The organism is Streptomyces sp. NPDC020958, from assembly GCF_055562175.1.
In genome coordinates this window covers 25,825-52,735 of record NZ_JBVHFU010000003.1, presented here as the reverse complement: position 1 = coordinate 52,735, position 26,911 = coordinate 25,825, and the positions used below count along the sequence as shown (strand labels likewise).

29 protein-coding genes and 1 pseudogene are annotated in these 26,911 nt (G+C 72.4%); 14 read left to right on the top strand and 16 right to left on the bottom strand.

All coding sequences use genetic code 11. The features are described 5' to 3' along the window. Window positions 1–100: 100 nt before the first annotated feature. From ACZ3KP_RS10560 to ACZ3KP_RS10545, 4 genes are all read right to left on the bottom strand, one after another. The gene (locus ACZ3KP_RS10560) at window positions 101–841 is read right to left on the bottom strand and encodes a class III extradiol dioxygenase subunit B-like domain-containing protein (protein WP_467498173.1); all 741 of its coding nucleotides are present in this window, start codon (window positions 839–841) and stop codon (window positions 101–103) included. A gap of 92 nt (window positions 842–933) precedes the next feature. Further along, on the bottom strand, window positions 934–1,179 hold the full coding sequence (locus tag ACZ3KP_RS10555) for a hypothetical protein (protein ID WP_467498171.1): 246 nt from the start codon (window positions 1,177–1,179) through the stop codon (window positions 934–936). Between the two features lie 53 nt (window positions 1,180–1,232). After that, a complete protein-coding gene (miaB, locus tag ACZ3KP_RS10550) occupies window positions 1,233–2,759 on the bottom strand; it encodes a tRNA (N6-isopentenyl adenosine(37)-C2)-methylthiotransferase MiaB (protein ID WP_467498169.1) in 1,527 nt (508 codons plus the stop codon). Between the two features lie 103 nt (window positions 2,760–2,862). After that, window positions 2,863–3,720 carry an isocitrate lyase/PEP mutase family protein gene (locus ACZ3KP_RS10545; RefSeq protein ID WP_467498167.1) on the bottom strand — a complete coding sequence of 286 codons (858 nt, stop codon included), beginning with the start codon at window positions 3,718–3,720 and terminating at the stop codon, window positions 2,863–2,865. A gap of 156 nt (window positions 3,721–3,876) precedes the next feature. Here ACZ3KP_RS10545 and ACZ3KP_RS10540 point away from each other — a divergent pair, with 156 nt between their 5' ends. Next, window positions 3,877–4,428 carry a histidine phosphatase family protein gene (locus tag ACZ3KP_RS10540; protein ID WP_467498165.1) on the top strand — a complete coding sequence of 184 codons (552 nt, stop codon included), beginning with the start codon at window positions 3,877–3,879 and terminating at the stop codon, window positions 4,426–4,428. 18 nt (window positions 4,429–4,446) lie between these two features. Here ACZ3KP_RS10540 and ACZ3KP_RS10535 read toward each other — a convergent pair whose 3' ends face one another. Continuing rightward, complete coding sequence (locus ACZ3KP_RS10535) at window positions 4,447–4,884, bottom strand: pyrophosphohydrolase domain-containing protein (protein ID WP_467498163.1); 438 nt, start codon at window positions 4,882–4,884, stop codon at window positions 4,447–4,449. A gap of 120 nt (window positions 4,885–5,004) precedes the next feature. On the opposite strand from ACZ3KP_RS10535, the gene ACZ3KP_RS10530 reads away from it, so the two are divergent. After that, window positions 5,005–6,003 (top strand): TAXI family TRAP transporter solute-binding subunit, encoded by a 999-nt coding sequence (locus ACZ3KP_RS10530; RefSeq protein WP_467498161.1) that lies wholly within the window; start codon window positions 5,005–5,007, stop codon window positions 6,001–6,003. A 52-nt stretch (window positions 6,004–6,055) separates the two neighbouring features. On the opposite strand, the gene ACZ3KP_RS10525 is transcribed toward ACZ3KP_RS10530, so the two are convergent. Together ACZ3KP_RS10525 and ACZ3KP_RS10520 are read right to left on the bottom strand one after the other, a co-directional pair. Continuing rightward, window positions 6,056–7,453, bottom strand: coding sequence for a sensor histidine kinase (locus ACZ3KP_RS10525; RefSeq protein ID WP_467498159.1), 1,398 nt, complete (start codon window positions 7,451–7,453; stop codon window positions 6,056–6,058). Between the two features lie 9 nt (window positions 7,454–7,462). After that, window positions 7,463–8,155, bottom strand: a complete 693-nt coding sequence (locus tag ACZ3KP_RS10520; RefSeq protein WP_358979471.1) for a response regulator transcription factor — start codon at window positions 8,153–8,155, stop codon at window positions 7,463–7,465. Window positions 8,156–8,420: 265 nt separating this feature from the next. Here ACZ3KP_RS10520 and ACZ3KP_RS10515 point away from each other — a divergent pair, with 265 nt between their 5' ends. The 8 genes from ACZ3KP_RS10515 (at window position 8,421) to ACZ3KP_RS10480 (ending at window position 14,919) form a co-directional block, all read left to right on the top strand. Next, window positions 8,421–9,197, top strand: coding sequence for an amino acid ABC transporter ATP-binding protein (locus ACZ3KP_RS10515; RefSeq protein WP_358979469.1), 777 nt, complete (start codon window positions 8,421–8,423; stop codon window positions 9,195–9,197). A 49-nt stretch (window positions 9,198–9,246) separates the two neighbouring features. Next, window positions 9,247–10,080 (top strand): glutamate ABC transporter substrate-binding protein, encoded by an 834-nt coding sequence (locus tag ACZ3KP_RS10510; RefSeq protein WP_467498156.1) that lies wholly within the window; start codon window positions 9,247–9,249, stop codon window positions 10,078–10,080. Window positions 10,081–10,246: 166 nt separating this feature from the next. Further along, on the top strand, window positions 10,247–10,912 hold the full coding sequence (locus tag ACZ3KP_RS10505; RefSeq protein ID WP_358979466.1) for an amino acid ABC transporter permease: 666 nt from the start codon (window positions 10,247–10,249) through the stop codon (window positions 10,910–10,912). Continuing rightward, window positions 10,909–11,811: an amino acid ABC transporter permease gene (locus tag ACZ3KP_RS10500; protein ID WP_467498153.1), complete on the top strand. Its 903-nt coding sequence runs from the start codon at window positions 10,909–10,911 to the stop codon at window positions 11,809–11,811. Before ACZ3KP_RS10505 ends, ACZ3KP_RS10500 begins: the two co-directional genes overlap by 4 nt. Window positions 11,812–12,047: 236 nt before the next feature. Beyond that, window positions 12,048–13,745: an FAD-dependent monooxygenase gene (locus ACZ3KP_RS10495; RefSeq protein WP_467498151.1), complete on the top strand. Its 1,698-nt coding sequence runs from the start codon at window positions 12,048–12,050 to the stop codon at window positions 13,743–13,745. A 72-nt stretch (window positions 13,746–13,817) separates the two neighbouring features. Then, complete coding sequence (locus tag ACZ3KP_RS10490; RefSeq protein WP_350779852.1) at window positions 13,818–13,904, top strand: putative leader peptide; 87 nt, start codon at window positions 13,818–13,820, stop codon at window positions 13,902–13,904. A gap of 71 nt (window positions 13,905–13,975) precedes the next feature. Then, window positions 13,976–14,521 carry a cupin domain-containing protein gene (locus ACZ3KP_RS10485; RefSeq protein WP_467498149.1) on the top strand — a complete coding sequence of 182 codons (546 nt, stop codon included), beginning with the start codon at window positions 13,976–13,978 and terminating at the stop codon, window positions 14,519–14,521. Continuing rightward, window positions 14,518–14,919 carry a rhodanese-like domain-containing protein gene (locus ACZ3KP_RS10480; protein ID WP_467498147.1) on the top strand — a complete coding sequence of 134 codons (402 nt, stop codon included), beginning with the start codon at window positions 14,518–14,520 and terminating at the stop codon, window positions 14,917–14,919. Before ACZ3KP_RS10485 ends, ACZ3KP_RS10480 begins: the two co-directional genes overlap by 4 nt. A 27-nt stretch (window positions 14,920–14,946) precedes the next feature. Here ACZ3KP_RS10480 and ACZ3KP_RS10475 read toward each other — a convergent pair whose 3' ends face one another. Further along, window positions 14,947–15,732 (bottom strand): TetR/AcrR family transcriptional regulator, encoded by a 786-nt coding sequence (locus ACZ3KP_RS10475; RefSeq protein ID WP_467498145.1) that lies wholly within the window; start codon window positions 15,730–15,732, stop codon window positions 14,947–14,949. Window positions 15,733–15,823: 91 nt separating this feature from the next. Between ACZ3KP_RS10475 and ACZ3KP_RS10470 the strand changes: the two genes are divergently transcribed. Beyond that, window positions 15,824–16,213, top strand: a complete 390-nt coding sequence (locus ACZ3KP_RS10470) for a VOC family protein (RefSeq protein ID WP_358979454.1) — start codon at window positions 15,824–15,826, stop codon at window positions 16,211–16,213. A gap of 31 nt (window positions 16,214–16,244) precedes the next feature. Here the strand turns inward: ACZ3KP_RS10470 and ACZ3KP_RS10465 are convergent, their stop codons facing one another. From ACZ3KP_RS10465 to recA, 3 genes are all read right to left on the bottom strand, one after another. Then, window positions 16,245–18,773, bottom strand: a complete 2,529-nt coding sequence (locus tag ACZ3KP_RS10465; protein ID WP_467498143.1) for an FtsX-like permease family protein — start codon at window positions 18,771–18,773, stop codon at window positions 16,245–16,247. Between the two features lie 111 nt (window positions 18,774–18,884). Beyond that, window positions 18,885–19,676 carry a recombination regulator RecX gene (gene recX, locus ACZ3KP_RS10460; protein ID WP_467498141.1) on the bottom strand — a complete coding sequence of 264 codons (792 nt, stop codon included), beginning with the start codon at window positions 19,674–19,676 and terminating at the stop codon, window positions 18,885–18,887. Between the two features lie 4 nt (window positions 19,677–19,680). Continuing rightward, on the bottom strand, window positions 19,681–20,811 hold the full coding sequence (gene recA / locus ACZ3KP_RS10455; protein ID WP_132894354.1) for a recombinase RecA: 1,131 nt from the start codon (window positions 20,809–20,811) through the stop codon (window positions 19,681–19,683). A 413-nt stretch (window positions 20,812–21,224) separates the two neighbouring features. Here recA and ACZ3KP_RS10450 point away from each other — a divergent pair, with 413 nt between their 5' ends. Both ACZ3KP_RS10450 and ACZ3KP_RS10445 read left to right on the top strand, forming a co-directional pair. Continuing rightward, complete coding sequence (locus ACZ3KP_RS10450) at window positions 21,225–21,551, top strand: polyprenyl synthetase (RefSeq protein WP_467498138.1); 327 nt, start codon at window positions 21,225–21,227, stop codon at window positions 21,549–21,551. Window positions 21,552–21,557: 6 nt separating this feature from the next. Continuing rightward, window positions 21,558–22,351: pseudogene (locus ACZ3KP_RS10445) on the top strand (polyprenyl synthetase family protein); the annotation flags it as partial. Here the strand turns inward: ACZ3KP_RS10445 and ACZ3KP_RS10440 are convergent. Both ACZ3KP_RS10440 and ACZ3KP_RS10435 read right to left on the bottom strand, forming a co-directional pair. Continuing rightward, the gene (locus ACZ3KP_RS10440; protein ID WP_467498136.1) at window positions 22,339–23,592 is read right to left on the bottom strand and encodes an AI-2E family transporter; all 1,254 of its coding nucleotides are present in this window, start codon (window positions 23,590–23,592) and stop codon (window positions 22,339–22,341) included. The pseudogene ACZ3KP_RS10445 and the gene ACZ3KP_RS10440 sit on opposite strands and share 13 nt — an antisense overlap. A gap of 60 nt (window positions 23,593–23,652) precedes the next feature. Then, window positions 23,653–23,850: a DUF3046 domain-containing protein gene (locus tag ACZ3KP_RS10435; protein ID WP_358979444.1), complete on the bottom strand. Its 198-nt coding sequence runs from the start codon at window positions 23,848–23,850 to the stop codon at window positions 23,653–23,655. An 80-nt stretch (window positions 23,851–23,930) separates the two neighbouring features. Here ACZ3KP_RS10435 and ACZ3KP_RS10430 point away from each other — a divergent pair, with 80 nt between their 5' ends. Beyond that, window positions 23,931–24,875: a hypothetical protein gene (locus tag ACZ3KP_RS10430; protein ID WP_467498134.1), complete on the top strand. Its 945-nt coding sequence runs from the start codon at window positions 23,931–23,933 to the stop codon at window positions 24,873–24,875. Window positions 24,876–24,883: 8 nt separating this feature from the next. On the opposite strand, the gene ACZ3KP_RS10425 is transcribed toward ACZ3KP_RS10430, so the two are convergent. Genes ACZ3KP_RS10425 through ACZ3KP_RS10415 form a run of 3 tightly spaced genes read right to left on the bottom strand, consistent with a single transcriptional unit; the run spans window position 24,884 to window position 26,800 of the window. Continuing rightward, window positions 24,884–25,192: an AzlD domain-containing protein gene (locus tag ACZ3KP_RS10425; protein ID WP_467498132.1), complete on the bottom strand. Its 309-nt coding sequence runs from the start codon at window positions 25,190–25,192 to the stop codon at window positions 24,884–24,886. Further along, window positions 25,189–25,938, bottom strand: coding sequence for an AzlC family ABC transporter permease (locus ACZ3KP_RS10420; RefSeq protein ID WP_467498130.1), 750 nt, complete (start codon window positions 25,936–25,938; stop codon window positions 25,189–25,191). The genes ACZ3KP_RS10425 and ACZ3KP_RS10420 overlap by 4 nt, the downstream gene beginning before the upstream one ends. A 22-nt stretch (window positions 25,939–25,960) precedes the next feature. After that, the gene (locus ACZ3KP_RS10415; protein ID WP_467498128.1) at window positions 25,961–26,800 is read right to left on the bottom strand and encodes a helix-turn-helix transcriptional regulator; all 840 of its coding nucleotides are present in this window, start codon (window positions 26,798–26,800) and stop codon (window positions 25,961–25,963) included. Window positions 26,801–26,911: the final 111 nt, after the last annotated feature.

Genomic DNA, 26,911 nt, shown 5'->3' with positions numbered 1-26,911 from the left:
CCGCCGACAGGCGGCGGGGGGGCCCGGGGGCCCGGGGGCGGGCGGGGTGCCCCCGGGGGCCCCGCCCCCCCCCCCCCCCCCCCCCCGTGGCACGGGCGCGTCAGGACCAGGTGGCCACCAGGTAGCAGACGCCGTACGGGGCGTCCTCGTAGAGCAGTCCCCCGGCGAGGTCCGCGTTCTCGGCAGCGCCGGCGAGGACCTGCCAGGGCGCGCGGCCGGACGCCTTGAGCCGGTACGCCAGTCCGGCGTCGAGTTCCCTGATCGCCGCGAGGTCGGCCGCGCCGAGCGCCCGGGCGACCTCGGCGTCGAAGGGGGCGGCGCGCTCGTCGAGGTAACCAGGTGCTTTGAGGGTGCGGCAGGCGCTGGCGTCGCCCATGACCAGCAGCGCCACCCGGGCGGCCCGGCCGGCCAGTTCCCGGCCGGTCGCGACACACTGCTCCGCCTCCAGCGGCTCGCCGACACCGAGCGCCTCGACCGGGGCACCGGCCCACCCGTACCGCTCCAGCAGCCAGGCCCCGACGGCGAGCGAGCCGGGCAGTTCCCGCTCCCCGTCCGTCCCCTCGCCGGCCCGTCCGCCCTCCGGCCGGCCGGTGGCTCCCAGGTGTACGTCGATCCCGACGCCGTAGCCGCGGAAGGTGCCACGGCTGCCCTGGGGGAACACGCCGCGGCCGGGCTGCTCCGCAGGGCCGACGACCAGCAGCAGGTCGGGGCGGGCCGCGGCGAGCACGCCGAGCGCGCCGGCGCAGGCGGCACGGACCACGTCCAGCTCGGGCGCGGCGCCCGCCGCGACCTCGGGGACGAGGAGCGGCGGACAGGGGCAGACGGCTGCTGCGACAAGCATGAACGGCAGCCTACTTCCGGGCGACGCGATTCAGCGCCGCCCTGCGCAAGGCCCGCGCGGTCCAGGCCCCACCCGCGCTCGGTCCGCGCGATTCAGGCGCCTCCCGCACCCGGGTCCGGCTGCTTCCATGCCCAGGGCCAGGACTCCGGGTGGGTGCTCCACGCCAGTTCGGCCAGCCGGTACATCACGCGGTGCGTGGACATCGCGCCGTCGACGGCCGCGTAGTACATGTCGCCGTCCCCCACCCGGTAGACCTGCCGGCGCTTCTGGCGCAGGACGACTCCCGGACGGTGGGTGCAGGCGATTTCGTACAGGCGGGCGCGGCGGTCGACGACCACGACCCAGCGCCCCGTCCCCCTGCCCGCCCCTTCTGGATGACCCCGGCGCGCGCTCAGTGCGCCGCGCAGCCTCCCGTCGCCGCCGGCAGCGGCTCCGGTACCCCGATCTTCGGGAGGCCCAGCATGACACCCGCCGGTCGGGCCGCCTCCACCGCGTTCCGCTTCTCCCAGGCGTCGCCCGCGCGGGTGCGCCGTACGCCGAGCGTCGGGCCCTCGGCGAGGAGGTGGTGCGGGGCGGCGTAGGTGATCTCGACCGTGACGACGTCGCCGGGGCGGACCTCCTGGTCCGGCTTGGTGAAGTGGACCAGCCGGTTGTCGGGGGCGCGGCCGGAGAGCCGGTGGGTGGCGCCGTCCTTGCGGCCCTCGCCCTCGGCGACCATCAGTTCCAGGGTGCGGCCGACCTGCTTCTTGTTCTCGTCCCAGGAGATCTCCTCCTGGAGGGCGACGAGACGCTCGTAGCGCGCCTGGACGACCTCCTTGGGGATCTGGCCCTCCATGGTGGCGGCCGGGGTGCCGGGGCGCTTGGAGTACTGGAACGTGAAGGCCTGGGTGAAGCGCGCCTCGCGGACGACGTGCAGGGTCTGTTCGAAGTCCGCCTCGGTCTCGCCGGGGAAGCCCACGATGATGTCGGTGGTGATCGCGGCGTGCGGGATGGCGGCGCGGACCTTCTCGATGATCCCGAGGTAGCGCTCCTGCCGGTAGGAGCGACGCATGGCCTTGAGGACGGTGTCCGAGCCGGACTGGAGCGGCATGTGGAGCTGGGGCATCACGTTCGGCGTCTCGGCCATGGCGGCGATGACGTCGTCGGTGAAGTCACGGGGGTGCGGGGACGTGAACCGCACCCGCTCGAGGCCCTCGATGGTGCCGCAGGCCCGCAGGAGCTTGCTGAACGCCTCGCGATCGCCGATGTCGGAGCCGTACGCGTTGACGTTCTGCCCGAGCAGCGTGATCTCGCTGACACCCTCGGCCACCAGTGCCTCGATCTCGGCGAGGATGTCGCCGGTGCGGCGGTCCTTCTCCTTGCCGCGCAGGGCCGGGACGATGCAGAAGGTGCAGGTGTTGTTGCAGCCGACGGAGATCGAGACCCAGGCTGCGTAGGCGCTCTCGCGCCGGGTCGGCAGGGTGGAGGGGAACGCCTCCAGCGACTCGGCGATCTCGACCTGCGCCTCCTGCTGGACGCGGGCCCGCTCCAGCAGCACCGGCAGCTGACCGATGTTGTGCGTGCCGAAGACCACGTCGACCCAGGGGGCCTTCTTCACGATGGTGTCGCGGTCCTTCTGCGCGAGGCAGCCGCCGACCGCGATCTGCATCCCGGGCCGGTCCGCCTTCCTCGGCGCGAGCCTGCCGAGGTTGCCGTACAGCCGGTTGTCGGCGTTCTCCCGCACGGCGCACGTGTTGAAGACCACCACGTCGGCGTCCCCGTCCGCCCCCTCGGGCGCGCGCACGTATCCGGCCTCCTCCAGCAGTCCGGACAATCGCTCGGAGTCGTGGACGTTCATCTGGCACCCGTAAGTGCGCACTTCGTAGGTCTTGGGTGCCTGAACGTCCACTACCGGGCTCCGGTCGCTGCTGCTGGTCATGCGTCAAGGGTAGGCGGTCCCGGGCGGGAGGCCGTCCGGCAGCCGCCGCGGGCGGGCCGGAGTGGTCCGGCCCGCCCGTTCCGTCATCGCCGGACGGGCCCGTTCATCTCCGGAAGAGTTCATTCAGGTCCGACTGCGGGAGCTGAACCTCGGCGTACGAGAAGGTGCCCCGCTCCGCCAGCTCCCGTGCCGCGCCCAGCAGCTGCGCGTACACCGCCCGCGCGATGCTGCCGCCCACCGTGACCCGGCGCACCCCGAGTTCACGCAGCTCGGCCAGCGACAGGTCGCCGCCCGTCAACCCCATGACCACGTTCAGCGGCCCGTCGATCTCCTTCACCAGGGTGCCGATCGTCGCCGCGTCGGCCGCGCCCGGCACGAACGCGCAGTCCGCGCCCGCCGCGAGGTAGGCGTTGGCCCGGTGAACGGCCTCGGCGAGCGGGCCTCCGGTCAGCAGCACGTCGGTGCGACCGACCAGGACGAACGGCTCGCCGGCCGCGTCGACGGCCTGGCGTGCGGCACGGATGCGGTCGGCCGAGAGCTCCGGGTCGTACAGCGGGCGGGAGCGGTCGCCGGTGAAGTCCTCGATGTTGCCGCCCGCGGCTCCTGCCCCCAGGGCCAGCGCGATCGTCTCGGCCACGGTCTCGGGCGCCCGGCCGAAGCCGTCCTCCAGGTCCGCGCTCACCGGGACGCGCAGCTCCGCGGCGATCTCACCGATGCGACCCATCATCGTGTCGCGGTCGATCCGGTCGCCGCCGTAGTCGTGGTCCGGGCGGCCCAGGGAGAAGGCCACGCCCGCGCTGGTGGTGGCCACGGCCGGGAAGCCGGCCGACTCCAGGACACGGGCGCTTCCCGCGTCCCAGGCGTTGGGCAGCAGGAAGCAGCCTTCCCGGTGCAGTTCGACGAAGCGTGCGGCCAGTTCACGGCGTTGGATGTCCACACCGGCCAGTCTGGCAGCCGGCACTGACACTCCTCCGGCGCTCGACGTGCCGAAGCGCCGGAGTGCCGGAGTGCCGGAGTGCCGGAGTGCCGGAGCGGAGTCAGTGCCAGAGTGCCGGACGGCGTACTGTCGGGGGCGTCCGGCGTCCGCTCGACCGAACCACCGAGGAGCCTCCGTCCCGTGACCTGCCGAGTCGTCCTCGTCGCCCCGGCGATCACCCCTTCGCTGCGGCGGGCCCGCTTCGACGACGGCGACTCCATCGAGAACCCCGGGGCGGTGGCGCTGGCCCTGCCCGCCGCCGGACGCGCGATCAGCTCGCCCAGCGTGCGCTGCCGTGAAACGGCCGCCGCGCTGGGCCTGGACGCCGCTGCGGAGCCCGCACTGGCGGGCCTGGACTCCGGACGCTGGCGGGGGCGGACGCTGGAGGAGGTCGGTGCCGTCGAGCCGCAGGCGCTGGTCCGATGGCTGTCCGAGCCGGGGGCCGCACCGCACGGGGGCGAATCGGTACGGGAGTTCTGCGCGCGCATCACCACGTGGTTGGAGACCGCCGGCGAGGCGGCGGGCAGAACCGTCGCCGTGGTCGAGCCGGAGGTGGTCCGGGCCGTGGTGCTGCACGCGCTGGGAGCGCCCGAGGCCGCGTTCTGGCGCCTGGACGTGCCGCCGCTGACGGCGACGGAGGTCACGGGCGGCCCCGGCCGCTGGAACGTACGGCTCGGCCAGGCCGGCGGCTAGCCCCCGGCAGGGCTGCGGTCAGTGCTCGTCGTCCGGTGTCCAGCCCTGGCTGCGCAGCACCGCCGAGACGTCCGGGGCCCGGTAGTGCGCGCCCTTGAGGACGTTGCCGTCGGCCCGTCGGGCGACCTGCCCGTCCGGACCCAGCTTGCTCATGTTCGAGCGGTGGATCTCGGCGAGCACCGCGTCGAGGTCGATGCCGTGCACCAGTGCGGTGCCGTACGCCACGTAGACGACGTCGGCCAGTTCGTGCGCGAGCCGGTCCAGGGGCCCGGCGACCGCGACCTCGGCGACCTCGGCGGCTTCCTCGGCGAGCAGTTCCCCACGGTGCGCGGCCAGTTCGGGGGACACCTCGGTCGGAGTGGTGCGGGCGTCCAGGCCGAAGGCGCGGTGGAACTCCCTGACGAGCCGGGCGGGCGAGGTGCTGGTCGGAGCGTCGGCCGAGGTGTGGCTGGTCATGCGGACGACTCTAGCGTCCGCCGCGGACAGTCCCGTTCCGTCGCGCCACGGGCGGTCCCGGTCCGCCGCCGGTTCCCCCCGGCCTGGTCAGGACCGTGACCGGCTGGCAGGATCGCCCGCATGTCCAAGGTGTTCCCCCGTATCGGCAGGCGCCGCGCGCTCCAGGGCGCGGCCGCCGGCGCCGTCGTGTTCGGGCTGCTGCTGTGGTGGCTGCTGCCGCTCGGCGAGGAGCCGCCGACCGGGACGATCACCTTCAGCACGGGCACCCTGGCCGGGGTCTACCAGGACTACGGCGAACGGCTGCGCACCGAGCTGGGCAAGGACATGCCGGGGCTGAAGGTGAAGCTGGTGCAGAGCGCCGGCTCGTACGAGAACGTACGGCGGGTGGCCACCGGCCAGGCCGACTTCACCATCGCGGCGGCCGACGCGGTGAAGACGTACGAACTGAACGACGGCAGGGGCGCCGGCCGGCTGCGCGGCGTGGCGCGGCTCTACGACGACTACGTCCAGCTGGTCGTGGCGCGGGACTCGGGCATCACCGACGTCGCGCAGCTGCGGCACAGGCGGGTCGCGATCGGGCTGCCCAACTCGGGGGTGCGGCTCATCGCCAACCGGGTGCTCAAGGCCGCCGGGATCGACCCGGCGAAGGACATCACCCCGGTGTCCGACGGCATAGACACCGGCCCCGACCAGCTGCGGCAGAAAAGGATCGACGCGTTCTTCTGGTCGGGCGGGCTGCCGACCAAGGGGCTCGTGGACCTCGCGAAGCGGTTCCCGTTCACGTTCGTCCCGATCGACGGGAACCTCGTCACCAGGCTGCACTCCGAGGGCGACGCCGCGCTCTACTACCGGGCGACCAACATGCCCGAGTCGGCGTACCCGGCCGTGCAGGAGAACACCCCGGTGGCGACGATCGCGGTGTCCAACGTCCTGATCACCCGCAAGGACGTGGACCCGCGCCTCACGGAGTGGGTGACCCGCACGGTGATCAAGAGCCGGGACGACATCGGCAACCACGTCCACTCCGCCCAACTGGTGGACCTGCGCACCGCGATCTACACGGACCCCCTGCCCCTGCAGGAGGGCGCACGCCGCTACTACCGCTCGGTGAAACCCTGACGGGAGCGCCCCGGTGCTCTCGGGGCCGCGGGGCGGTGCCCGACGAGCGTGCTCACTCTCCCCGCGGCACCGAAACGGTCACCCGCAACCCCCGTGGCTCATGGTGCTCGTACGACAGCGAACCCCCGCCCGCCGCGAGCAGCGCCCGGGTGATCGACAGCCCCAGCCCCGACCCCTTCACGTTCTGGTGCCGTCCGCTGCGCCAGAACCGGTCCCCCACACGCGCGAGTTCCTCGTCGGTGAGCCCCGGCCCCGTGTCGGTGACCACGACCTTCGCGGCCCCGCCGTCGACGGCCACGGCCACCTCGACCACGCCGCCCTCCGGCGTGAACTTCACCGCGTTGTCGATCACCGCGTCCAGTGCGCTGGACAGCGTGACGGGGTCGGCCCACCCGGTGGTCGGCGGGCAGTCACCGGCCAGCCGGACGCCCTTCGCCGCGGCGGCCGGCGCCCACGCGGCGACCCGCTCCCGGGTCAGTTGCCCCACGTCGGTCAGCATCAGGTCCGCCTCGGCGTGCTCGGCCAGCGCCAGGTCGAGCAGGTCGTCCAGGACCTGGGCGAGCCGCTTGCCCTCGGTGCGGACGGAGGCGATCTCCTCGTTGCCCTCGGGGAGTTCGAGGGCGAGCAGTTCGATGCGGAGCAGCAGCGCGGCGAGCGGGTTGCGCAGTTGGTGGGACGCGTCGGCGACGAACGCCCGCTGCTGCTCCAGCACGTCCTCGACGTTGTCGGCCATCTCGTTGAACGCGTGGGCCAGCCGTCTGAGTTCCGGCGGGCCGCCGGCCGCCGCGACCCGGGACTTCAGCCGCCCGCTGGCGATCGCGTGCGTGGTGGCGTCCAGGATCCGTACCGGCCGCAGCACCCAGCCGGTCAGCCTGAGCGCGGCGCCGACGGCGAGCAGCATCGCGGCGAACTCGCCGGCGCCGATGAACAGCCAGCCGCGCAGGGTGCGGGAGCGCATCTGGCCGGTGGGCGAGTCGGTGACCACGACGGCGACGACGTCGCCGTCCCGGATGACCGGGGAGGCCACCACCAGCCGGGTGCGCTGCCAGGGCCACACCTGCGCGGGGTCGTGGCTGCGACGGCTCAGGAGCGCCTCGTCGAACGCTTCCCTGACCTCGCCCGTCGTCGGCAGCACCCAGTCGTCGGGGGCGTTGGCCATGGAGGACGCGTTGCGGTAGAAGACGCCCGCGCGGATGCCGTAGACGCCGTAGTAGCTGGCGAGTTCGCGGCGCAGGGTCTCCAGCCGGTCGTCGGTGCGCATGGGGCGGGCGGTGGTGGGCGCGTCGGTGACGAACTGGGCCAGGGCCGCGAACCGCGCGGTGTCGTCGATCCGGTCGACGACGACCTTCTGCTGCTGGGCGGAGGCCGTGCTGACGGCGAGCGGGACGCCGAGCGCGAGCAGCACGGCCGCCAGCAGGACGATGAGCAGCGGGAGGAGACGTGTGCGCACCCGTCCCCGCTAAGCGGCCGGGGCGACGAGCCGGTAGCCGACGCCGCGTACCGTCTCGATGAGGGCGGGCATGCGCAGCTTGGCGCGCAGGGAGGCGACATGGACCTCCAGGGTGCGACCGGTCCCCTCCCAGCTGGTGCGCCACACCTCGCTGATGATCTGCTCCCGGCGGAACACCACGCCGGGCCGCTGGGCGAGCAGTGCCAGCAGGTCGAACTCCTTGCGGGTGAGCTGGACGACCGTGCCGTCCACGCTGACCTGGCGGGTGGGCAGTTCGATACGGACCGGGCCGAGCCGCAGCGCGCTGTCGCCTTCGCCGCCGGCCTGGCCCTCGTCGTGGTGGGTGCGCCGGCTGACGGCGTGGATCCGGGCGAGCAGTTCCCCGGTGTCGTAGGGCTTCACCACGTAGTCGTCGGCGCCGAGGTTGAGGCCGTGGATGCGGGAGCGGACGTCGGAGCGGGCGGTCACCATGATCACCGGGGTGCCGGTGCGCTTGCGGATCTTGCCGCAGACCTCGTAGCCGTCCTGGTCGGGCAGGCCGAGGTCGAGCAGGACGACGTCGTAGGCGTCGCTGTCGGGTACGAGGGCCTTGAGCGCCTCCTCGCCGCTGCGCGCGTGGGTGACGGAGAATCCGTGCCGGGCCAGGACGGCGGAGAGTGCGGCGGCGACGTGGTTGTCGTCCTCGACGAGCAGCAGTCTCATCCCGGCCCCCTCCGGCTGCAGTGAACGTACGCGCACGCGTGCGTGCATCAGGGCAGTCACGCTGATGGACGCGGGCGGCGTCAAGTGGGTTCCGGCGGTGGGCGGGTTCCGTTACGCGGCCGATATACGGCCGGGTCGACCCTGCTACGACAGGTGTCCGAATGCTATCGGATCGTGATGCTCAGATCTCGCTCAGATGTAATGACGCTGGTCATGCGCCCTCATTACATTCCTCCGAAACCGAGGAGGACGGAGCCCGATAGCGATGACCGAAGTATCGGTGGCCGAGGAAGACAAAGCCGCGACCGGCGAACTGGTCGTCCTGAAGAGCGTCAACAAGCACTTCGGCGCGTTGCACGTGCTCCAGGACATCGAACTGACGATCGATCGCGGTGAGGTCGTCGTGGTGATCGGCCCCTCCGGGTCCGGCAAGTCCACCCTGTGCCGCACCATCAACCGCCTGGAGACCATCGACTCCGGAACGATCACCATCGACGGCAGGCCGCTGCCCCAGGAGGGCAGGGAACTGGCCCGGCTGCGCGCCGACGTCGGCATGGTCTTCCAGTCCTTCAACCTCTTCGCGCACAAGACGGTGCTCGAGAACGTGATGCTCGGGCAGCTCAAGGTCCGCAGAACAGACAAGAAGCAGGCCGAGGAGAAGGCCCGCGCGCTGCTCGACCGGGTCGGCGTGGGCACCCAGGCCGACAAGTACCCCGCACAGCTCTCCGGCGGCCAGCAGCAGCGCGTCGCCATCGCCCGGGCACTGGCGATGGACCCGAAGGTGATGCTCTTCGACGAGCCGACCTCGGCCCTCGACCCCGAGATGATCAACGAGGTCCTGGAGGTCATGCAGCAACTGGCCCGGGACGGCATGACGATGGTCGTGGTCACCCACGAGATGGGCTTCGCCCGCTCGGCGGCGAACCGGGTGGTCTTCATGGCCGACGGCCGGATCGTCGAAGAGGCCGCCCCCGACCAGTTCTTCAGCAACCCGCGCAGCGACCGGGCCAAGGACTTCCTGTCGAAGATCCTGCACCACTGACCCGCGCGGCGATCCAGCACCCTCTCATCACTTCTTAAGGACGTTCCTCATGCAGCTCCGCAAGGTCACCGCCGTCTCGGCCGCCGTGCTCGCCCTCGCCGTGTCCGCCACCGCGTGCGGCGGCGACAAGAAGGACAGCGGTTCGTCGGGCGGCGGAAAGATCAAGATCGGCATCAAGTACGACCAGCCCGGTCTCGGCCTGCAGAACCCCGACGGCTCCTTCTCGGGCTTCGACGTGGACGTGGCCACGTACGTCGCCGGCCAGCTCGGCTACAAGCCGAACCAGATCGAGTTCGTGCAGACCAAGAGCGCCGACCGGGAGAACGCCCTCGCGCGCGGTGACGTGAAGTTCATCGCGGCCACCTACTCGATCACCGACGAGCGCAAGGCGAAGGTGGACTTCGCCGGCCCGTACCTGCTGGCCCATCAGGACCTGCTGGTCAAGAAGGACTCGACCATCTCCAAGGGCACGGACCTCAACGGCAAGAAGCTGTGTTCCGTGACCGGTTCGACCTCGGCGCAGAACCTCCAGAAGACCATCGCCCCGAAGGCGAACCTCAAGGAGGTCGGCACCTACTCGGAGTGCATCGCGGGCCTGCAGAGCGGCGCCGTCGACGCCGTGACCACGGACGACTCGATCCTCGCGGGCTTCGCCTCGCAGGACAAGTACAAGGGCCAGTTCAAGCTCGCCGGCCTGAAGCTGAGCAACGAGAACTACGGCATCGGCGTCAAGAAGGGCGACTCCGCGACCGTCGACAAGATCAACAAGGCGCTGGAGAAGATGGTCTCCGACGGCTCCTGGCAGAAGGCCGTCGACAAGAACTTCGGCCCGGCCGACTACAAGAACGAGCCCGCCCCGAAGGTCGGCGTCATCGTCAAGTAAGGCGCCACGCACGGCGGAGTCCCGCGCGGATCGCGGGACTCCGCCGACGCGGGGATCCGGCAGCAGGCCCTCGCACGGTTCCTCGGGCGCGCCGCGGCCACCGCTTCCCCGGCGGCGGCGCGCCATGCCCTCCACGTACGCCACACACCCGGAAGCGCGGGAAATCGTGTTCGACTTTCTTCAAGGCTACGACGTCCTAGGGGCGTTCTGGACGACGGTGGAACTGACCGTCCTCTCCGCCGTCGGCTCCCTGGTCTGGGGCACCCTGCTGGCCGCGATGCGGGTCAGCCCGGTCCCGCTGATGCGCGGCTTCGGCACCGCCTACGTCAACATCGTCCGGAACATCCCCCTGACGGTCATCATCATCTTCACCTCGCTCGGTCTCGCCGACATCTTCGGCGTCACGCTCGGCACCCAGGACTTCAAGGCCCAGGGCTTCCGCCTCGCGGTGCTCGGTCTGACCGCCTACACCGCGGCCTTCGTCTGCGAGGCACTCCGCTCCGGCATCAACACCGTGCCCGTGGGACAGGCCGAGGCGGCCCGCGCGATCGGGCTGAACTTCTTCCAGACCCTGCGGATCATCGTGCTGCCGCAGGCCTTCCGCGCGGTGATCGGCCCGCTGGCCAACGTCCTGATCGCGCTCACCAAGAACACCACGGTGGCCGCGGCGATCAGTGTCGCCGAGGCCGCCGCCCTGATGAAGACGATGATCGAGAACGAGGCCCAGACGCTGGCCATCGGCGCGGTCTTCGCCTTCGGTTTCGTGGTCCTGACCCTCCCGACCGGCCTGTTCCTCGGCTGGCTCGCCAAGCGCCTGGCGGTGAAGCGATGAGCTCGGTCCTGTACGACACCCCCGGGCCCCGCGCCAAGCGGCGCAACGCGCTGCTCTCCATGGTCTTCCTGCTGCTCCTCGCCCTGCTGGTGTGGTGGGTCTGGCAGAAGCTGGACGACAAGGGCCAGCTGAAGTGGGCGCTGTGGCAGCCGTTCACCACCTCCGAGGCGTGGACCACGTATCTGCTGCCGGGCCTCGGCAACACCCTCAAGGCGGCGGCGCTCGCCATGGTGATCGCCCTGCCGTTGGGCGCGGTCTTCGGCATAGCCCGGATGTCCGACCACGCGTGGGTGCGGATCCCGGCGAGCTGGGTCGTGGAGTTCTTCCGCTCGATCCCGGTACTGCTGCTGATGCTGTTCGCGAACGAGTTCTTCGTCCGTTCCACCGACGTCGGCAGCGACGAGAGGCCGCTGTACGCGGTCGTCACCGGCCTGGTGCTCTACAACGCCTCGGTGCTCGCCGAGGTCGTCCGGGCAGGCGTCCTCGCCCTGCCGAAGGGGCAGACCGAGGCGGCGTACGCGATCGGGCTGCGCAAGGGGCAGACGATGACCGGCATCCTGCTGCCGCAGGCGGTCACCGTGATGCTGCCCGCCATCGTCAGCCAGCTCGTGGTGATCGTGAAGGACACCGCGCTGGGCGGAGTGATGCTCCAGTTCACGGAACTGCTCACGGCACGCGGCACACTGGCCGCCAACTACGCCAACGTCATCCCCAGTTTCGTCGTCGTCGCCGTCATCTTCATCCTGCTGAACCTCGCGCTCACCACGTTCGCGTCCTGGCTCGAGGCCCGGCTGCGGCGCAGCAAGCGCGGCACCGGCGCGGTCCTGGGCGCCGAGGACGTCGACGAACTGAACGCGGCCGAGGTGGGTGGCGGCTTCGGCTCGGGAGCGTCCGCCTGACGCCCGGTCAACCCGCGTGAGACACCCGAGGGCGGCGGTCGTACGATCGCCGCCCTCGGGTGTGCGCGGCGCCGTGACGGGGTCCGCGCGCCCGCCATGCTGACGTGTCCCCGGGTGCGCCGCTTGACCCGCTGGCGCCCAGTCTGTTGCATACGTTCTGTGATCGTGCACCCTGCTCCACCAATCTGTTCATCCATGTCCGCCGGGACTTGCGTACGGGCAGGGGGCGTCGCGCCGTGGACCCGGTGATCATCGTCGGAGCGGGGCCCGTCGGGCTCACGCTCGCCCTGGCGCTGGCCCGTCAGGAGGTGCCGTCCGTCGTCCTGGACGAGGGGCCGGGCAAGGACGAGTCCCGGCCGGCGCGCACCGTGGTGCTGCCCGAGGACACCGCCGTTCTGATGACCCGGCTGAGCGGGGCCCCGCTGGACGAGCTGGGGGCCCGCTGGACCGGCTGGCGGTCGATGCGCCGCCGGCAGGTGATGCGCGAGGTGCTCTTCGACGACGCCACCGAGCCGTCACCGCTGCACATCGCCCAGCACGTGCTGACGAACGCCCTGCGCGCCGCGATCGCCGACGAACCACTGGTCAAGGTCGCCACCGACAGCCGCCTCGACGGCGTCGAGCAGGAACGCTCCGGCGTCACCGCGCACACCCGTGGCCCCAGGGGCACCTGGTGGCGCGGCAGCTACCTGGTCGGCTGCGACGGCCCGCGGTCGACCGTGCGCAAGCTCCTGGACATCCGCTTCCCGGGCCGCACGGCGGTGGAGCGGCACGCGGTCGCCGCGCTGCGCGCGGAACTTCCGTGGCCGGGTCAGGCGTTGCTCCATCGGACACCGCCGTGGCGGACGTCCGGGCCCTCGGCCGGGGAGGTGACCGCCCGCCCCCTCCCGGACGGCGTCTGGCGCCTGGACTGGCTGCTGCCCCCCGGCAAGGACCTGGTGACGCCCGAGCTCCTCGTCAACCGGATCCGCGAGACGCTCGCGGGCTGGACGGGCGGCACCACACCGCCGTACGACCTCCTGGACACCGGGGTCCACACGGTGCACCACCGGCTCGCCCGCCGGTGGCGGGTGGGCCGGGTGTTCGTCGCCGGGGACGCGGCCCACCTGCTCGGCGCGCTCGGCACCCACGGGCTGGACGAGGGACTGCGGGACGTCGACAACCTGGCCTGGAAGCTGGCCCCGGCCTGGCACCACGGCCCGCACGAGGCGCTGCTGGACAGCTACCAGACCGAGCGCCGCACGGCGGTCGCGGCCCGGCTGCGCGCCGCCGACCAGGTCCTGCCGGTGCTGCGCGGCGGCCGGGGGTTGCGCGGGTTCGTGCCGGGCGCGTCCCGGGGGCACGACGCGCTCCTCACCGACGGTCACCTGGGACACGGCGCGCTCGGTGCGCCGGGGGCGTACGCCGACTCGCCTCTCGCGCCCCGGCAACTGGAGCACGAGATCCCGGTCGACACCCCGCCGGGCGCCCCGGTCACCGATGTCCGGGTCACCGCGGAGGACGGGACCTTCGTGCCGCTGCGTTCGCGGCTGGGCCGCGGTGCGCTGCTGGTGGTCCTCGTCGCGCCGGGTACGGGCGTGTGGGACCGCAAGCACTGGGTCTCCGCCGGGATCATGCCCCGGCTCGCGGCGGCCGTGACCGCGCTGCCGCACCCGGCCGAGCTGCTGGTCGCCGAGGCCTACCCCGGCGCCCCGGCGCACACCGTGCTGCTCGTGCGCCCCGACGGACATCTGGTCACCGCCCTCAACGGGGTCCGGCCGGCCGATCTGTACTCGGCCGCCGAGGCGACTCTGGGCGGCAAGGAAAAGGACCGGCCGGAAAAGGAGCGAACGGAAAAGGAGAGGACGGAAACGGCGAGGACCGAAGCGGAGAGGACGGAGACGGCGAGGACGGAAGTGGAGGCCGACACCCGGGCCGGTTCCCGCGCGCGGTGACCGCGGTCACCCTGCGGTCCACCATGTGACTGTGAGTTGACCGGCCCGCACCGGCATGGTGTACTCCGCATCGTGAACGACACCACTGTGCGCCTGTGGCGGAAGGTCCATGTGGACCTGGTCCGCTATGCGGGCTGCGTGTGTCTTCCGTCCTGCTGACTTCGCATCTCCCTTTCTCTCCGGGCGCCGTCTGCGCCCTGTTCTGCGAACTCTCATCAGGAACGGTGCACGTGTCTGCCTCCCTCTCCTCCTCCGTTTCCGCTTCCGCCGCCGCGCCCCTCGACGCGCCCACCCAGGCGGACCTCCTCGACTTCGTCCGGCGTACGGCCACCGACGCCGAGCTGATCGCCTCACTCCCGCTGGACCCCGAGGGCCGCACCTGGATCCGGCTCGACGGCCCCGGCGGCAGCGAGGCCTGGCTGATCGGCTGGCCACCCGGCACCGGCACCGGCTGGCACGACCACGCCGATTCCGTCGGCGCCTTCCTCACGGCGGCCGGCGAGCTCAAGGAGCACTCGCTCGCCACCCGGCTGCCCACCGACGGCTGGCGGACCCTGGAGCTCTCCGAGGGCGTCGACCGCGAGCGCCGGCTGCCGGCCGGAAAGGGCCGCTCGTTCGGGCGCGACCACGTCCACGAGGTGCTCAACGAGTCCACCGAGCACCACGCGATCTCCGTCCACGCCTACTACCCGCCGCTGCCCCGGATCCGCCGCTACAGCCGCAGCGGCCAGGTGCTGCGCCTGGAGCAGGTCGAGCGCCCGGAGGACTGGCAGTGAGCGGTCCGGAAGAGCAACCACTCGGGATAGACGAGTTGCTGGAGCGAGTACGGACCGGCTACCGGCGCGTCGAGGCGCAGGAGGCGCACGACGCGGCCCAGGTCGGCGAAGCGCTGCTCGTGGACATCCGGTACGCGGCGCTGCGGGAGCGCGACGGACTGATCCCCGGCGCCCTCGTCATCGAGCGCAACGAACTGGAGTGGCGCCTGGACCCCCAGGGCAGTCACAAGATCCCTGAGGCCACCGGTCACGACCTGCGCATCGTCGTGATCTGCAACGAGGGCTACGCCTCCAGCCTGGCCGCCGCCTCCCTGCACCAACTCGGCCTGCACCGCGCGACCGACCTGATCGGCGGCTTCCAGGCCTGGAAGGCTGCGGGGCTCCCGGTCACCCGCTAGCGACCCGACTGCCCTGCAGCCCCCGCACTACGGTGTTCCGCTCCGGGCGGCGTCACCGCGGCCCTCGACGAGGACGGCGAGCCCGTCGAGCACGCGCCCGAGACCGAACTCCCAGGCGTGCGCGGGGCTGTACGCGGCGCCGTGCGCCGTGCCGGCCGCCGTGCCCACCCGTGCGGCGGTGGGGTAGACCCGCGGGTCGAGAACCCTCTCCAGCAGGGGGGCGTTGGCCGCCCACCACTGTTCGTCGTCCATCGCGCTGTCCCGCCGGGCGGCCCGGGCCTCCGCCGCCGACCTGGCGTTGGCCTGGACGAAGGTGAGCAGGAACGTCAGGGCCGCATCCAACTCGACGTCGTCGAGCCCGAGTCCGTCCAGCGCCGACAGTTCGTGTTCGTACTTGGCCATCATCCCCGGACCCAGCGGCGGCCGCCCGGTGGAGATCGCCGCCGCCCACGGGTGCGCCTCGAACAACGCCCGGTTCTCCTCCGCGACGGCGGTCAGTCGAGCCCGCCACGGGCGTCCGGCGGTGTCGGTCCGGGGCATCCGGAGGTAGACGGTGTCCAGCATGAGGTCCAGCAGCTCGGCCTTGCCCGGCACATAGGTGTAGAGCGTCATGGGGACCACTCCCAGCTGCTGGGCGACGCGCCGCATGGTCAGCGCGTCCAGGCCCTCGGCGTCCGCCAGTGCGATGGCGACGGCGACCACCCGGTCGACGTCGAGCCGCTGCTGCGGACCGCGCCGCGGGGCGGTGGGGACACGCCAGAGCAGTTCCAGGGAACGGGCCGGATCACCGGCGCTGCTGCGGTGGAGGGACATTCGGACATCCTCCCCCACAACCATCTCTGTACGCAGTACAGTGTACGGCGTACAGAGATGGTTAGTTGCCTTCCGGAATCAAGGGGTCCTCATGTCGATCACCGCCTCCGCCGTGTCCCTGAACGTCGACGACGTCACGGCGTCCAGCGCGTTCCTCACCGACCACTTCGGATTCCGCGAGGAGCTGGCCGCCGACGGTTTCGCCTCCCTGACCCGCGACGACGCGGGGATGAACGTCATCTACCTGCGCAGGGGTCTTGCCTCGCTCCCCGCGGACCAGCGCGAGGACCACGCCGACGGGGTGATCCTCGCCTTCGTGGTCGACAACCTGGAAGCCGAACTGGCCCGCCTGACCGCCGAGGGCGTCACGATCACCATGCCGCTGCGCGAGGAGCCGTGGGGCGAGCGCGCCTTCCAGGTCACCGACCCCAACGGCGTCATCGTCCAACTCGTCGACTGGAACGCCCCCGGCGGCCACTGAGCGACGGGCGGGCCTCGGGCGTGTTGTCGCCCTAGTCCTTCGCCGTCGCCACGGTCACCGCCGGCACCCGTAGCGCCACCCGCCCGGGCAGGGCCGCGGCCACCAGGGCGAGCAGCGCGGCGGTCGCGACGACGGTCACGTACAGCAACGGCGTGACCGTCGGCGCGGCCCGTCCCGTCATGCCGACGCTGAACGCGGTCAGTACGGCGACCGCGATGCCGCTGCCGAGCGCCGTGGCCAGTGTCAGCACCGCAAGCACCTCCCTGCGCAGCATCCGCAGCACCTGGCGACGGGTCGCGCCGGCCAGCCTGAGCAGCGCGAACTCGCGGACGCGGTCGGTGACCGACATCGCGAGCGTGTTGACCACGGCGATGGCGGTGAAGGCCAGCACCAGCCCCATGGCGAGGTAGTTGACCTCGGCGTTGTCCCGCTGCCGGTCGGCCTGGAGGGAGTCCGCCGCGGCCGGCGAAAGAACGTCGAGCCCCGGGAACTTACGGAGCGTAGTCACGAGTTGTGCTTGTGTACGGGCGGTGCTGACCAGGACGGAGGAGGCGAGCGGGTTGTCCACGTGGTGTACGACGAGGTCGTGGGCGAAAGTGAGGTCGCCGAAGCCGAGACCCCGGCTGTAGACGGCGGCGACGGTGAGCGTGGCGGGCGTGCCGTCGCCGAGGGTGACCCGCAGGGTGCTGCCGGGCCTGAGGTGGTGCTGTCCGGCGGCCAGTTCGCTGACCGCGACGGTGCGGTCGGTCAGCCGGCCGAGGGAGCCGGCGGTGACCTCGGGGTCCCAGGTGCGGGTGAGTCCTTCCGGGGTGACGCCCTGGGCCGGGTACTTGTCGAGTCCGATGCGGACCGTCGTGCGGACCACTTCGGTGACGGCGTCGTGGTGGGCGCGCAACCGCCGTGCCGCCTCGGCCGGTACGCCCGGTCCCCGGGCGGCGACGACCCAGTCGGCGGTGACTCCGGCGCGGCTCTGGGCGCGGGCGGCGTCGGCGAGGGTCGACTGGACGAACAGCACGGTGCAGGTCATGCCGACGAGCAGGGTGAGGGGGGTGACGACGGAGGCCATCCGGGCGGCGTTGCCGCGCAGGTTGGCGGTGGCGAGCCGGCCGCCGTGACCGGTGAGGCGCAGGGGGCCGGCGAACAGCAGCGCGGCCGCCCTGACCAGCAGCGGGCCGAGCAGTGCGACGGAGGTGGCGAGCACAACGACGGCGAGGAAGGTGACGGGAGTCGACGCGGGCTCGGTGCGCAGGGAGGTGAGCAGGACGACGAGGGCGGCTCCACCGGCGAGCAGCAGCAGACCGGCGGCGATCCGTCCCGGGGCGGGCCGGGCGGGCTCGATCCTGGACTCGGCCAGCGCCTCGGTCGGCCGGATCCGGCTGATCCGCCGGGAGGCGATCCGGGCGGCCCCCCAGGCACCGGCCAGGGTCGCGGCGAGGGCGGCGAACGGCGGGAAGACACCGGTGGTGTGCTGAAGCGTGGCGGGTACGGCGCCCATGGCGACGAACCTGCTCTGCAGCCAGGCGCCGAGGGGCAGGCCGAGGAGCGCGCCCAGGGTGCCGGCCAGGGCGCCGACGACCAGCGCCTCCCGGCCCAGCAGCCGGCGGATCTGCCCGGGGGTGGCGGCGATGGCGCGCAGCAGGGCGAGTTCGCGGTGGCGTTGCTGGACGGTGAGCGCGAAGGTGCCGACGACCACCAGGATCGCCACGAGCAGCGAGGTACCGCCCATGGCGGCGCCCATGCTGACCAGCCGGACCCTGGCGGCGGCAGCGTCGAGGAACTCCACGGGGCCGCGCGCGTCCCCGGTGGAGACCTGGGCGGTGGTACCGGCCAGCGCCCGCTTCACGGCCTGCTCCAGCCGGCCCGGGTCGGTGCCCTGCGCGGGCAGCACACCGAACGCGGTGACCTGCCCGGGGTGCCCGGCCAGCCTGCGGGCCTCGGCAGCGGAGAAGAAGAGGGACGTCTGGTGGCGCACGTCCGTGGCCGGGGCGGCGACTCCGGTGATCCGGTAGGCGCGCGGGCTCTGCGTCGACTGCACGGTGAGCAGGTCGCCGGGCCGCAGCCCGGCACGGGCGGCGAGGTCGCGGTCGACGACCAGGTCGGTGGCGGCCCGCGGCGCGGTACCGGTGACCAGCCGGTAGGGGGTGAGCGGGGCGGACTCCCAGGCGTGGCCGTAGGCGGTACGGCCGCCCGTGCCGGCCGGGGTCGAGGGCTGTGCGAGGAAGGTCAGTTCGGGCACGACTCGCGCGACACCGGGCGTGCGGGCGATGCGGGCGGCGAGGTCCGCCGGCAGCCAGGCGCGTTCGGCGATGGGTTTCGCCTTGTGCTTGACCTTGGTCCTGCCGTGCTTGTGCTTGACAGTGGTGCGGTGGACGTACTGGTCGGCGGAGACCACGACGGGCGCCGCCGCGTAACGCTCGGTGCGGATCGTGCCGCGCAGTCCGGTGTCGAGGAGGGTGCCGCAGGCCGAGATCAGTGCGGCCGCGCACAGCAGAGCGAGAAAGGCTCCGAGGAAGGCGGCCTTGCGGGCGCGGACGGTCTTGAGTGCGTAGCGCAGCATCATGGCGTACACCGTCGTTCACCCGGTGGTCGCGGGGCACTGCGGTGGTCCGGCGTCTTCGCCGGGGGTTATCCCCACCCCGTCGGCACGCACCGCCCCGGATCCGGCCGCCCGTCAGAAGTCGTCGCCCGCCAGGAAGTCGGTGTCCTCGCCCTCCTCCTCCAGGGCCTGCCGGACGACTCTGAGGGCCATGCCCTCGGAGTACCCCTTGCGGGCGAGCATGCCGGCGAGGCGGCGGATGCGCCGGTCGCGGTCGAGTCCCCGGGTGGCGCGGAGTTTGCGGGCGACGAGTTCGCGGGCCGTCTCCTCCTCCTGCTCGGAGTCGAGTCGGCCGACGGCGTCGTCGATGAGCGCGGAGTCGACGCCTTTGGTGTGCAGTTCCCTGGCGAGGGCGCGCCGGGCCAGCCCCCGGCCGTGGTGCCGGGACTCCACCCAGGCGTCGGCGAACGCGCTGTCGTTGATCAGCCCCACCTCCTCGAACCGCGACAGCACCTCCTCGGCGACGTCGTCCGGGATCTCCCGCTTGCGCAGGGCGTCCGCGAGCTGTTTGCGGGTGCGCGGGGTCCCGGTGAGCAGGCGCAGGCAGATCGCCCGCGCCCGCTCGGCCGGGTCCGCTGGAGGCTCCCCCTGCTCGGCCCTCGACGAGGAGGAGGAGCCCCCGTCCTCACCGGACGGCTCCCCGAAGCCGCGCCGACGGCGCGTCCCGGGCTTCCGCGAGCCACGGCCGGGTGTCCCGTGACCGCGGTGCCCGTCCGGACCGTCGGATGCCCCTTCGCCCCCGTACCCGCCTGTGCCGTGGGCCTGTTCGCCGTCCCCGGTGGAGCCCGGGTGGCCCCCGGTGCCCCTCCCCCGTAGGGCACCGGGGGACGTGTACTCGTGGTCGGCCCAGTCGGTTCGTCGTGTCACGGCGTCAGCTCTTGGCGGTGGTGGCCTTGGGCTTGGTGACCTTGGCGGCGGCCGGGGCGGGCACCGTCTTCGCCGTGTCGTCCGCGGCCGCGGTGGTGACCGCCGCGTCGGCGCCCGGCTCGGCGGCGGGCTCCTCCGGGCGGACCCCGACGCCCAGTTTCTCCTTGATCTTCTTCTCGATCTCGTTGGCCAGGTCGGGATTGTCCTTGAGGAAGTTGCGGGCGTTCTCCTTGCCCTGGCCGAGCTGGTCGCCCTCGTACGTGTACCAGGCGCCGGCCTTGCGGACGAACCCGTGCTCCACGCCCATGTCGATCAGGCCGCCCTCGCGGCTGATGCCCTGGCCGTACAGGATGTCGAACTCGGCCTGCTTGAAGGGCGGCGCGACCTTGTTCTTGACGACCTTCACACGGGTGCGGTTGCCGACCGCCTCGGTGCCGTCCTTGAGGGTCTCGATGCGGCGGATGTCGATACGCACCGAGGCGTAGAACTTCAGCGCGCGGCCACCGGTCGTGGTCTCCGGGGAGCCGAACATCACGCCGATCTTCTCGCGGAGCTGGTTGATGAAGATCGCGGTGGTCTTGGACTGGTTGAGCGCACTGGTGATCTTCCGCAGCGCCTGGCTCATCAGACGGGCCTGCAGACCGACGTGGCTGTCGCCCATCTCGCCCTCGATCTCCGCGCGCGGCACGAGCGCGGCGACGGAGTCGATGACGATGAGGTCGAGGGCGCCGGAGCGGACCAGCATGTCCACGATCTCCAGGGCCTGCTCGCCGTTGTCCGGCTGGGAGAGGATCAGGTTGTCGATGTCGACGCCGAGCTTCTTGGCGTACTCGGGGTCGAGGGCGTGCTCCGCGTCCACGAACGCGACCTGGCCGCCGGCCTTCTGGGCGTTGGCCACGGCGTGCAGGGTCAGGGTCGTCTTTCCGGAGGACTCCGGGCCGTAGATCTCCACGACGCGGCCCCGCGGCAGGCCACCGACACCGAGGGCGACGTCGAGCGCGGTCGAGCCGGTCGAGATGACCTCGATGGGCTCCTTGGCCCGCTCGCCCATGCGCATGACGGCGCCCTTGCCGAACTGCCGTTCAATCTGTGCGAGCGCGGCGTCGAGCGCCTTCTCGCGGTCGGTTCCTGCCATGGGTTCCACCCGGTTTGCTTGAGTCGATCGCTTCACGTCAAAGACGCTAACGCCTGCCACTGACAATGCGCCCCGACGCCGGTCCGGCCTGTGGATAACTCGGGGACATATCCATCGAAAACATGCCGAACTGACACTGGATTCCCCGTAGTGAGCCGAGCCGGAGCTTCTATAAGAATGGATGTTCGATTTTCGTGTCAAGCGCACCACACGGCACTCCCGCACTTCCCCGCACGGCACTCACCCGCCCCGCACGGACGGCTTCCGAGGCCCTGTCCCGCCCGCGGCCCGCACTGCCTGGCGAGGGGGTCACCCACTCGTGAGTTACCGCATGACCGCGCCCGTCGTGCCGCGATGCTCGAAGAGGCGGCTGGTGGACGGCGCCGCCCTGTGTGCCATGACCGGGAGAGCGCATGACACGTGAGACGGGACGACGTGGCCTGGACGAACACGCCGTACTGCTGGCCGCGGGGCTGGCGGACCTGGCGGTGAGCACCCTGGGGACCGCGTGGGGGATGGTGCGGGGGCTGCTGCGGCGCTCGGACGCCGGGGCGCTGGCCGCGGAGGCCGAGCACGACCTCGCCGCACGGGGCCGATTGGTCCTGGACCGGTACACGGCCGTCCCCCCGGCCCATCTGGAGGTCCTCGCCCGGCGGGCCGCCACGATGACTGACCGCTGGGATCCGGGCGCCTTCAAGAGCCGCGTCGACGACGTACTGCGCCGCTTCGCCGCCCAGTAAGCCGATCTGTTCGCGGCGATCGACCCGCTCCTGGCCCCGGTGGCCGAGCAGCTGGAGGCGGCGGTCACGGACGGCAAACGGCTGCGGGCGGCGTTCTGCTACTGGGGCTGGCGCGCGGTCGGCCAGCCGGACCAGCGACGCGCTGGTCCGGGGGGGCGGCCTCCATGGAGCTGGTGCACGCCGCGGTCGTCGTGCACGACGACCTCATCGACGACAGCCCGCTGCGCCACGGCCGCCCCACCCCGCACATCGCCCTGCGCACCGCCGTGACGGACCGTCCGCACGCCGGCGACACCGCACGGTCGCTGGCGATGCTCGTGGGCGATCTGCTGATGTCGCTGGCCGGCCAGCTCTTCGCGACCTGCGGACTGCCCGCCGCCTACCTCGCCCGGGCCCGCCCTCTGCGGTCGATGCTGGCCCGGGACCTGATCGCGGGCGAGTGCCTGGAGATCCTGCGCACCGGGGCCGGTCCGGACACCGCCGCCTCGCTGAAGGTGATCCGTTACAAGACCGCCAAGTACACCGTCGAGCAGCCTCTGTTGATCGGTGGTGCCCTGGCCGGAGCCGGTGAGCGGCTGCGCGAGGGGTTGTCCGCGTACGGGCTGCCGCTGGGTGAGGCGTTCCAGCTCCGCGACGACCTTCTCGGGCTGTTCGGGGCACCGGAACACACCGGCACGGCGTCCCGGGCGGCGTCCCCCGCAGCAGGCGCTGGCCCCCGCCGGCCGTCACGGTCTCCTGACCGCCGCGGCCTGCGCCGGGCGCGCGGTGCCGCCGACCGCGGGGGCGGTCAGGACGGGCTCTCCTCGGGCTCCTCGGCCGGTCGCTGCCCTGTCAGCCGACGCGCGCGCGTGAGCATCCCCGGTCCGCCCGTGCCGCGGCGGCGGTGGCCGTGCACGCGAGGGTCGTCGGTGACGTCGTACCGCTTCACATAGGCGCCCAGGAAGGCCTGGAGCGTGGCAACCGCCGGGATCGCGATCAGGGCTCCGACGGCACCGAGGAGCGCGGTGCCCGCGATCACCGACCCGAAGGCGACCGCGGGGTGGATGTCGACGGACTTGGAGGTCAGCTTGGGTTGCAGCATGTAGTTCTCGAACTGCTGGTAGACCACGACGAACACCAGCACCCACACCGCGTACAGCGGGTTGACGGTGAACGCGATCAGCATCGGCAGCGCGCCCGCGAGATAGGTGCCGATGGTGGGGATGAACTGCGAGACCAGACCCACCCAGACGCCCAGCACGGGCGCGTAGGGCACGCCGAGCGCCTCCAGCAGGATGTAGTGGGCGATGCCCGAGATCAGCGCCATCACACCGCGCGAGTACAGGTAGCCGCCGGTCTTGTCGACGGCGATCTCCCAGGCGCGCAGCACCTCGGCCTGCCGGGCGGGCGGCAGCACGGAGCACAGGGTGCGGCGCAGCCGGGGGCCGTCGGCGGCGAAGTAGAAGGCGAACAGCCCGATCGTCAGCAGCTGGAACAGGCCGCCGAGCACCTGCCCGGACACGTCGAGCACACCGGCCGCGCTGTTCTGCGCGTACTTGCGCAGCCAGTCGGAGTGCAGCAGGCCCTCCTGGACGTCGACCCGTCTCACGTGGGTGTGGAAGGTCTCGTTGACCCAGTTGATGACCGAGTCCAGGTAGTCCGGGAAACCCTCGACCATCTTGATGATCTGGCCGGCCAGCATCGAGCCGAGCAGGGTGACGAACCCCGCGACGGCGATCGCCAGGCCGAGGAAGACCAGGAAGGTGGCGAAGCCGCGGCGCATACCGCGCAGGGACATCCAGCTCACCGCGGGCTCGATGGCGAGCGCCAGGAAGAACGCTATGAGGATGTTGATCAGCAGGCCGGTGAGCTGGTGGAAGGCCCAGCTGCCCAGCTGGAACGCGGCGATGAGGGCGAGCGCCAGCACCATGGCGCGTGGCAGCCAGCGCGGCATGCGGGCGCCCAGCGGCGCGGCGCCGGGTGCCGGGGAGGCGGCGGGCGGCGTCGTGCCTGCCGGGGATGCGTGCCGGGCGGTACGCCCGTCGTCGTCAGTGGGTGCCACGGTGCAAGTCTCGCCGACGCCACCGACAACGCGTGGCCCGTGCCCGATCTCCGTGCACGGTCAGCGCTTCTCCCCCGGAACGTTCATGACCGCGCAGACCACGCGCCACACGTCCTTGGCCTCCCAGCCGGAGTCCAGCGCCTGGTGCACGGTCAGTCCGCCGAGTTCCGTCATCACATGATCGCGCGCGAAGGTGTCGGCGTACCCGGACGAACCGAAGTGTTCCGCCATCCGCTGCCAGAAGACCGTCAACCGCATGACACCAGTATCCCGCCCCTGAGAGTGGGCCCTGCCCGGGACCGCTTGCCGATACCGCTTTCCGCCCTACGGTCTTTCGCATGTCCGAAACCGGAGCTTCCCCACTCCCCCCTACGCCCCCGGTGCGCTCCCCCCTCTTCCGCGCCGAACAGTTCATGTGGCTCACCGCGCGCGTGCTGGAGCAGCGTCTGTTCTCGTACCACTTCCTGAACGGCGGTCCCGATCCGGTGGAGACGGCGCTGGACGCCTACCGCAACGAGGACGGCGGCTACGGCCACGCCCTGGAGCCCGATCTGCGCGGTCCGGTGAGCCAGCCGCTGCACACGGCGCACGCGCTGCGCGTCCTGGACGCGATCGGGCGGTGCGGCGGCCAGCGGGTGGAGCGCGTGTGCCGCTATCTCACGTCCGTCTCCACCGCGGACGGGGCACTGCCGGCGATCCATCCGAGCCAGCGCGGCTATCCGACGGCTCCCTTCGTCCCGGTCGTCGACGACCCGCCCAGTGAGCTCCTCGCCACCGGACCGGTGGTGGGCCTGCTGCACCGCAACGAGGTGTGGCACGCGTGGCTGTTCCGGGCCACGGACTTCTGCTGGGAGGCGGTGGAGTCCCTGGACAAGACGCACCCCTACGAGGTGGAGGCCGCGGTCGCCTTCCTGGACGCGGTACCCGACCGCCCGCGCGCGGAGGCGGCCGCCGACCGGCTGGGTCGCCTGGTGCGCGAGCACCGGCTGGCCGCGCTGGACCCGGGCCGCCGCGACGCGTACCCGGTCGCGCCCGGCTACGCACCGGGCGAGCACCACTTCCCGCACGACTTCGCCAGGTCCCCGGACTCCCTCGCGCGCGCGTGGTTCACCGACGTGGAGATGGAGCGGTCGCTGGAGTTCCTCGCCGCCGAGCAGTCCGAGGACGGCGGCTGGCCGATCCGGTGGCGGCGGTGGGCACCGGCCGCCGCTCTGGAGGCCCGCCCCCTGGTGACGATCGAGGCGTTGCGCACCCTCAGGGCGTACGGCCGCTTCGTGGGGTGACCGGTCTCTCAGCCGGTCACGGCGCGCAGCCCCGCCGTCACCACCACGGCGACGCCCACGACGACCAGGAAGGGCGCGCGCAGCAACAGCGCCACGGCCGCCGCCCCGACCCCGGCGGCCCGGGCGTCCAGCACCAGCGTGTGCCCGTGAGCGAAGGTCTGCTGGGCGGTGAGGGCGGCGAGCAGGGCCACCGGCAGCAGGGCGGCCAGCCGCCGCACCATCGGCCGCTCCAGGGCGCCTGTGGGTACCAGCAGTCCGGCGAGCTTGACGGCGTAGCAGCCGACGGCGGTCGCGGCGATCGCGGTCCAGAAGTTCACCGGGTCTCCTCGGGGGAGTCGTCGTGGGTACGGCCGGTCCGCCGGCCGGAGACGAACAGGGCCGCCGGCGCCGCCAGCGCGGCCACCAGGACCGGGACGCCGGCGGGCAGCACCGGCAGCAGGCCGAGCCCGAGCAGCGCCGCGAGGGCGGCCACCGCGCGGTCGGTCGTGGACTTCAGCATGGGGGCGAGCAGCGCCAGGAAGACGGCGGGTCCGGCCGCGTCCAGGCCCCAGGCGTCGGTGTTCCCCACGGCCTTGGCGCCGAGCGCGCCGAGCAGGGTGGTGAGGTTCCACAGCACGTACAGGGTCAGCCCGGTGACCGTGAAGCCGATCCGGGCGGCGCGCCGCGTGGGCTGGGCGAGGGTCACCGCGGTGGTCTCGTCGATCACCCACTGGGCGGCGAACGGCCGCACTGCGCGCGGGAGGGCGAGCATCTGGGAGAGCCGCAGCCCGTAGAACGCGTTGCGCGCCCCCAGGAAGAAGGCGCCGGCCGCCGCGGTGAGCGGGTTGCCGCCCGCCGCGAGCGCGCCGACCAGGGCGAACTGGGAGGCGCCGGTGAACACCAGGAGGCTGAGCGCGCAGGTCTGGAGCAGGCCGAGCCCGCTGCCTGCCGAGGTCACCCCGAAGGCGAACCCGGACAGTCCTACGGCGACGCCGACGCCGAGGGCGTCCCGGACGACGGCGGAGTCCGGCTTCGGCGCGCCTGCGTTGCCGTGCGTGTCCGCGAGTGCTGTCTGCTGTGCCACGCCCGGGACGTTACGGGGGCTCTCACCGCGTGTCTTGTACGTTCTTGCGCTCGCGTTGGTAGGCACCGGGCGGGACGCCGACGATCCGGGCGAAGTGGCGGTTGAGGTGCGGCTGGTCGGTGAAGCCGACGGCGACGGCCGCGTCGGCGGGGGCCGTGCCGGCGTCGAGCAGGTGCCTGGCCCGGCGCACCCGGGCGTCGGTCAGCCAGGTGTGCGGTGGCATGCCGTACGCGTCGCGGAACGCCCGCAGCAGGGCGAAGGGGCTGCTGCCGAGGCCGGTGGCGAGGCTTTCCAGGGTCGGCGGCTCGGCCATCCGGTCCTCCAGCACGGCACGCGCGCGTGCGGCGAGCCGGGCGCCGGCGGTGCGGACCGGCCGCTGTGGCAGCGGGCCGCCGTTGAGCCGCAGCAGCCTGGTCACGGCGACGCGCAGTAGGGTGTCGGCGGCGAGCGCGTTGCCCTCGTCGGCGGCGCGCAGCACCCGGTGCACCAGGGCGACGGCGTACGGATCGTCGAGCGTCGGACTGACGAACCCGGGGGTGCCCCGGATCGCGGTGGTCTCGGCGGCGATCGCGGCCACCAGCTCGGGCGCTGGGTAGACCGCTCCGTACCGCCAGCCCTCGGGCACTCCGGCCCGGCCGGTGTGCGCGGTGTCGGGGTTGACGAGCGCGAGCGCCCCGGTTCCGACGGTCACGTCCGTGCCCCGGTGCCGGAAGACCTCGACCCCGGCTGCGATCCCGGCGATCACGAAGTGCTCGTGGGTGTGCCGGACGAAGGTCTTCCGGATGTACCGGGCGCACAGCAGGTCGACGTCGGGCAGTGCCTCGTACCGCCAGTGCCGCGCCCGCTCGCCCGATCCGCTCATATGACCATTGTCAGCCGCACCACCCCGCCCACGACCAGCCCGACCGTGCCGCACCCGCACCCGCACCCGCACCCGCACCCGCACCCGCACCCGCACCCAGCCTCCCCCTGC

Excerpts from the sequence above, each read along its gene's own strand:
- ACZ3KP_RS10560 (WP_467498173.1), bottom strand. The coding sequence starts at position 841 with ATGCTTGTCGCAGCAGCCGTCTGCCCCTGTCCGCCGCTCCTCGTCCCC.
- miaB (WP_467498169.1), bottom strand. The coding sequence starts at position 2,759 with ATGACCAGCAGCAGCGACCGGAGCCCGGTAGTGGACGTTCAGGCACCC.
- ACZ3KP_RS10535 (WP_467498163.1), bottom strand. The coding sequence starts at position 4,884 with ATGACCAGCCACACCTCGGCCGACGCTCCGACCAGCACCTCGCCCGCC.
- ACZ3KP_RS10530 (WP_467498161.1), top strand. The coding sequence starts at position 5,005 with ATGTCCAAGGTGTTCCCCCGTATCGGCAGGCGCCGCGCGCTCCAGGGC.
- ACZ3KP_RS10520 (WP_358979471.1), bottom strand. The coding sequence starts at position 8,155 with ATGAGACTGCTGCTCGTCGAGGACGACAACCACGTCGCCGCCGCACTC.
- ACZ3KP_RS10515 (WP_358979469.1), top strand. The coding sequence starts at position 8,421 with ATGACCGAAGTATCGGTGGCCGAGGAAGACAAAGCCGCGACCGGCGAA.
- ACZ3KP_RS10510 (WP_467498156.1), top strand. The coding sequence starts at position 9,247 with ATGCAGCTCCGCAAGGTCACCGCCGTCTCGGCCGCCGTGCTCGCCCTC.
- ACZ3KP_RS10500 (WP_467498153.1), top strand. The coding sequence starts at position 10,909 with ATGAGCTCGGTCCTGTACGACACCCCCGGGCCCCGCGCCAAGCGGCGC.
- ACZ3KP_RS10475 (WP_467498145.1), bottom strand. The coding sequence starts at position 15,732 with ATGTCCCTCCACCGCAGCAGCGCCGGTGATCCGGCCCGTTCCCTGGAA.
- ACZ3KP_RS10470 (WP_358979454.1), top strand. The coding sequence starts at position 15,824 with ATGTCGATCACCGCCTCCGCCGTGTCCCTGAACGTCGACGACGTCACG.
- ACZ3KP_RS10465 (WP_467498143.1), bottom strand. The coding sequence starts at position 18,773 with ATGATGCTGCGCTACGCACTCAAGACCGTCCGCGCCCGCAAGGCCGCC.
- recA (WP_132894354.1), bottom strand. The coding sequence starts at position 20,811 with ATGGCAGGAACCGACCGCGAGAAGGCGCTCGACGCCGCGCTCGCACAG.
- ACZ3KP_RS10450 (WP_467498138.1), top strand. The coding sequence starts at position 21,225 with ATGACACGTGAGACGGGACGACGTGGCCTGGACGAACACGCCGTACTG.
- ACZ3KP_RS10435 (WP_358979444.1), bottom strand. The coding sequence starts at position 23,850 with ATGCGGTTGACGGTCTTCTGGCAGCGGATGGCGGAACACTTCGGTTCG.
- ACZ3KP_RS10430 (WP_467498134.1), top strand. The coding sequence starts at position 23,931 with ATGTCCGAAACCGGAGCTTCCCCACTCCCCCCTACGCCCCCGGTGCGC.
- ACZ3KP_RS10415 (WP_467498128.1), bottom strand. The coding sequence starts at position 26,800 with ATGAGCGGATCGGGCGAGCGGGCGCGGCACTGGCGGTACGAGGCACTG.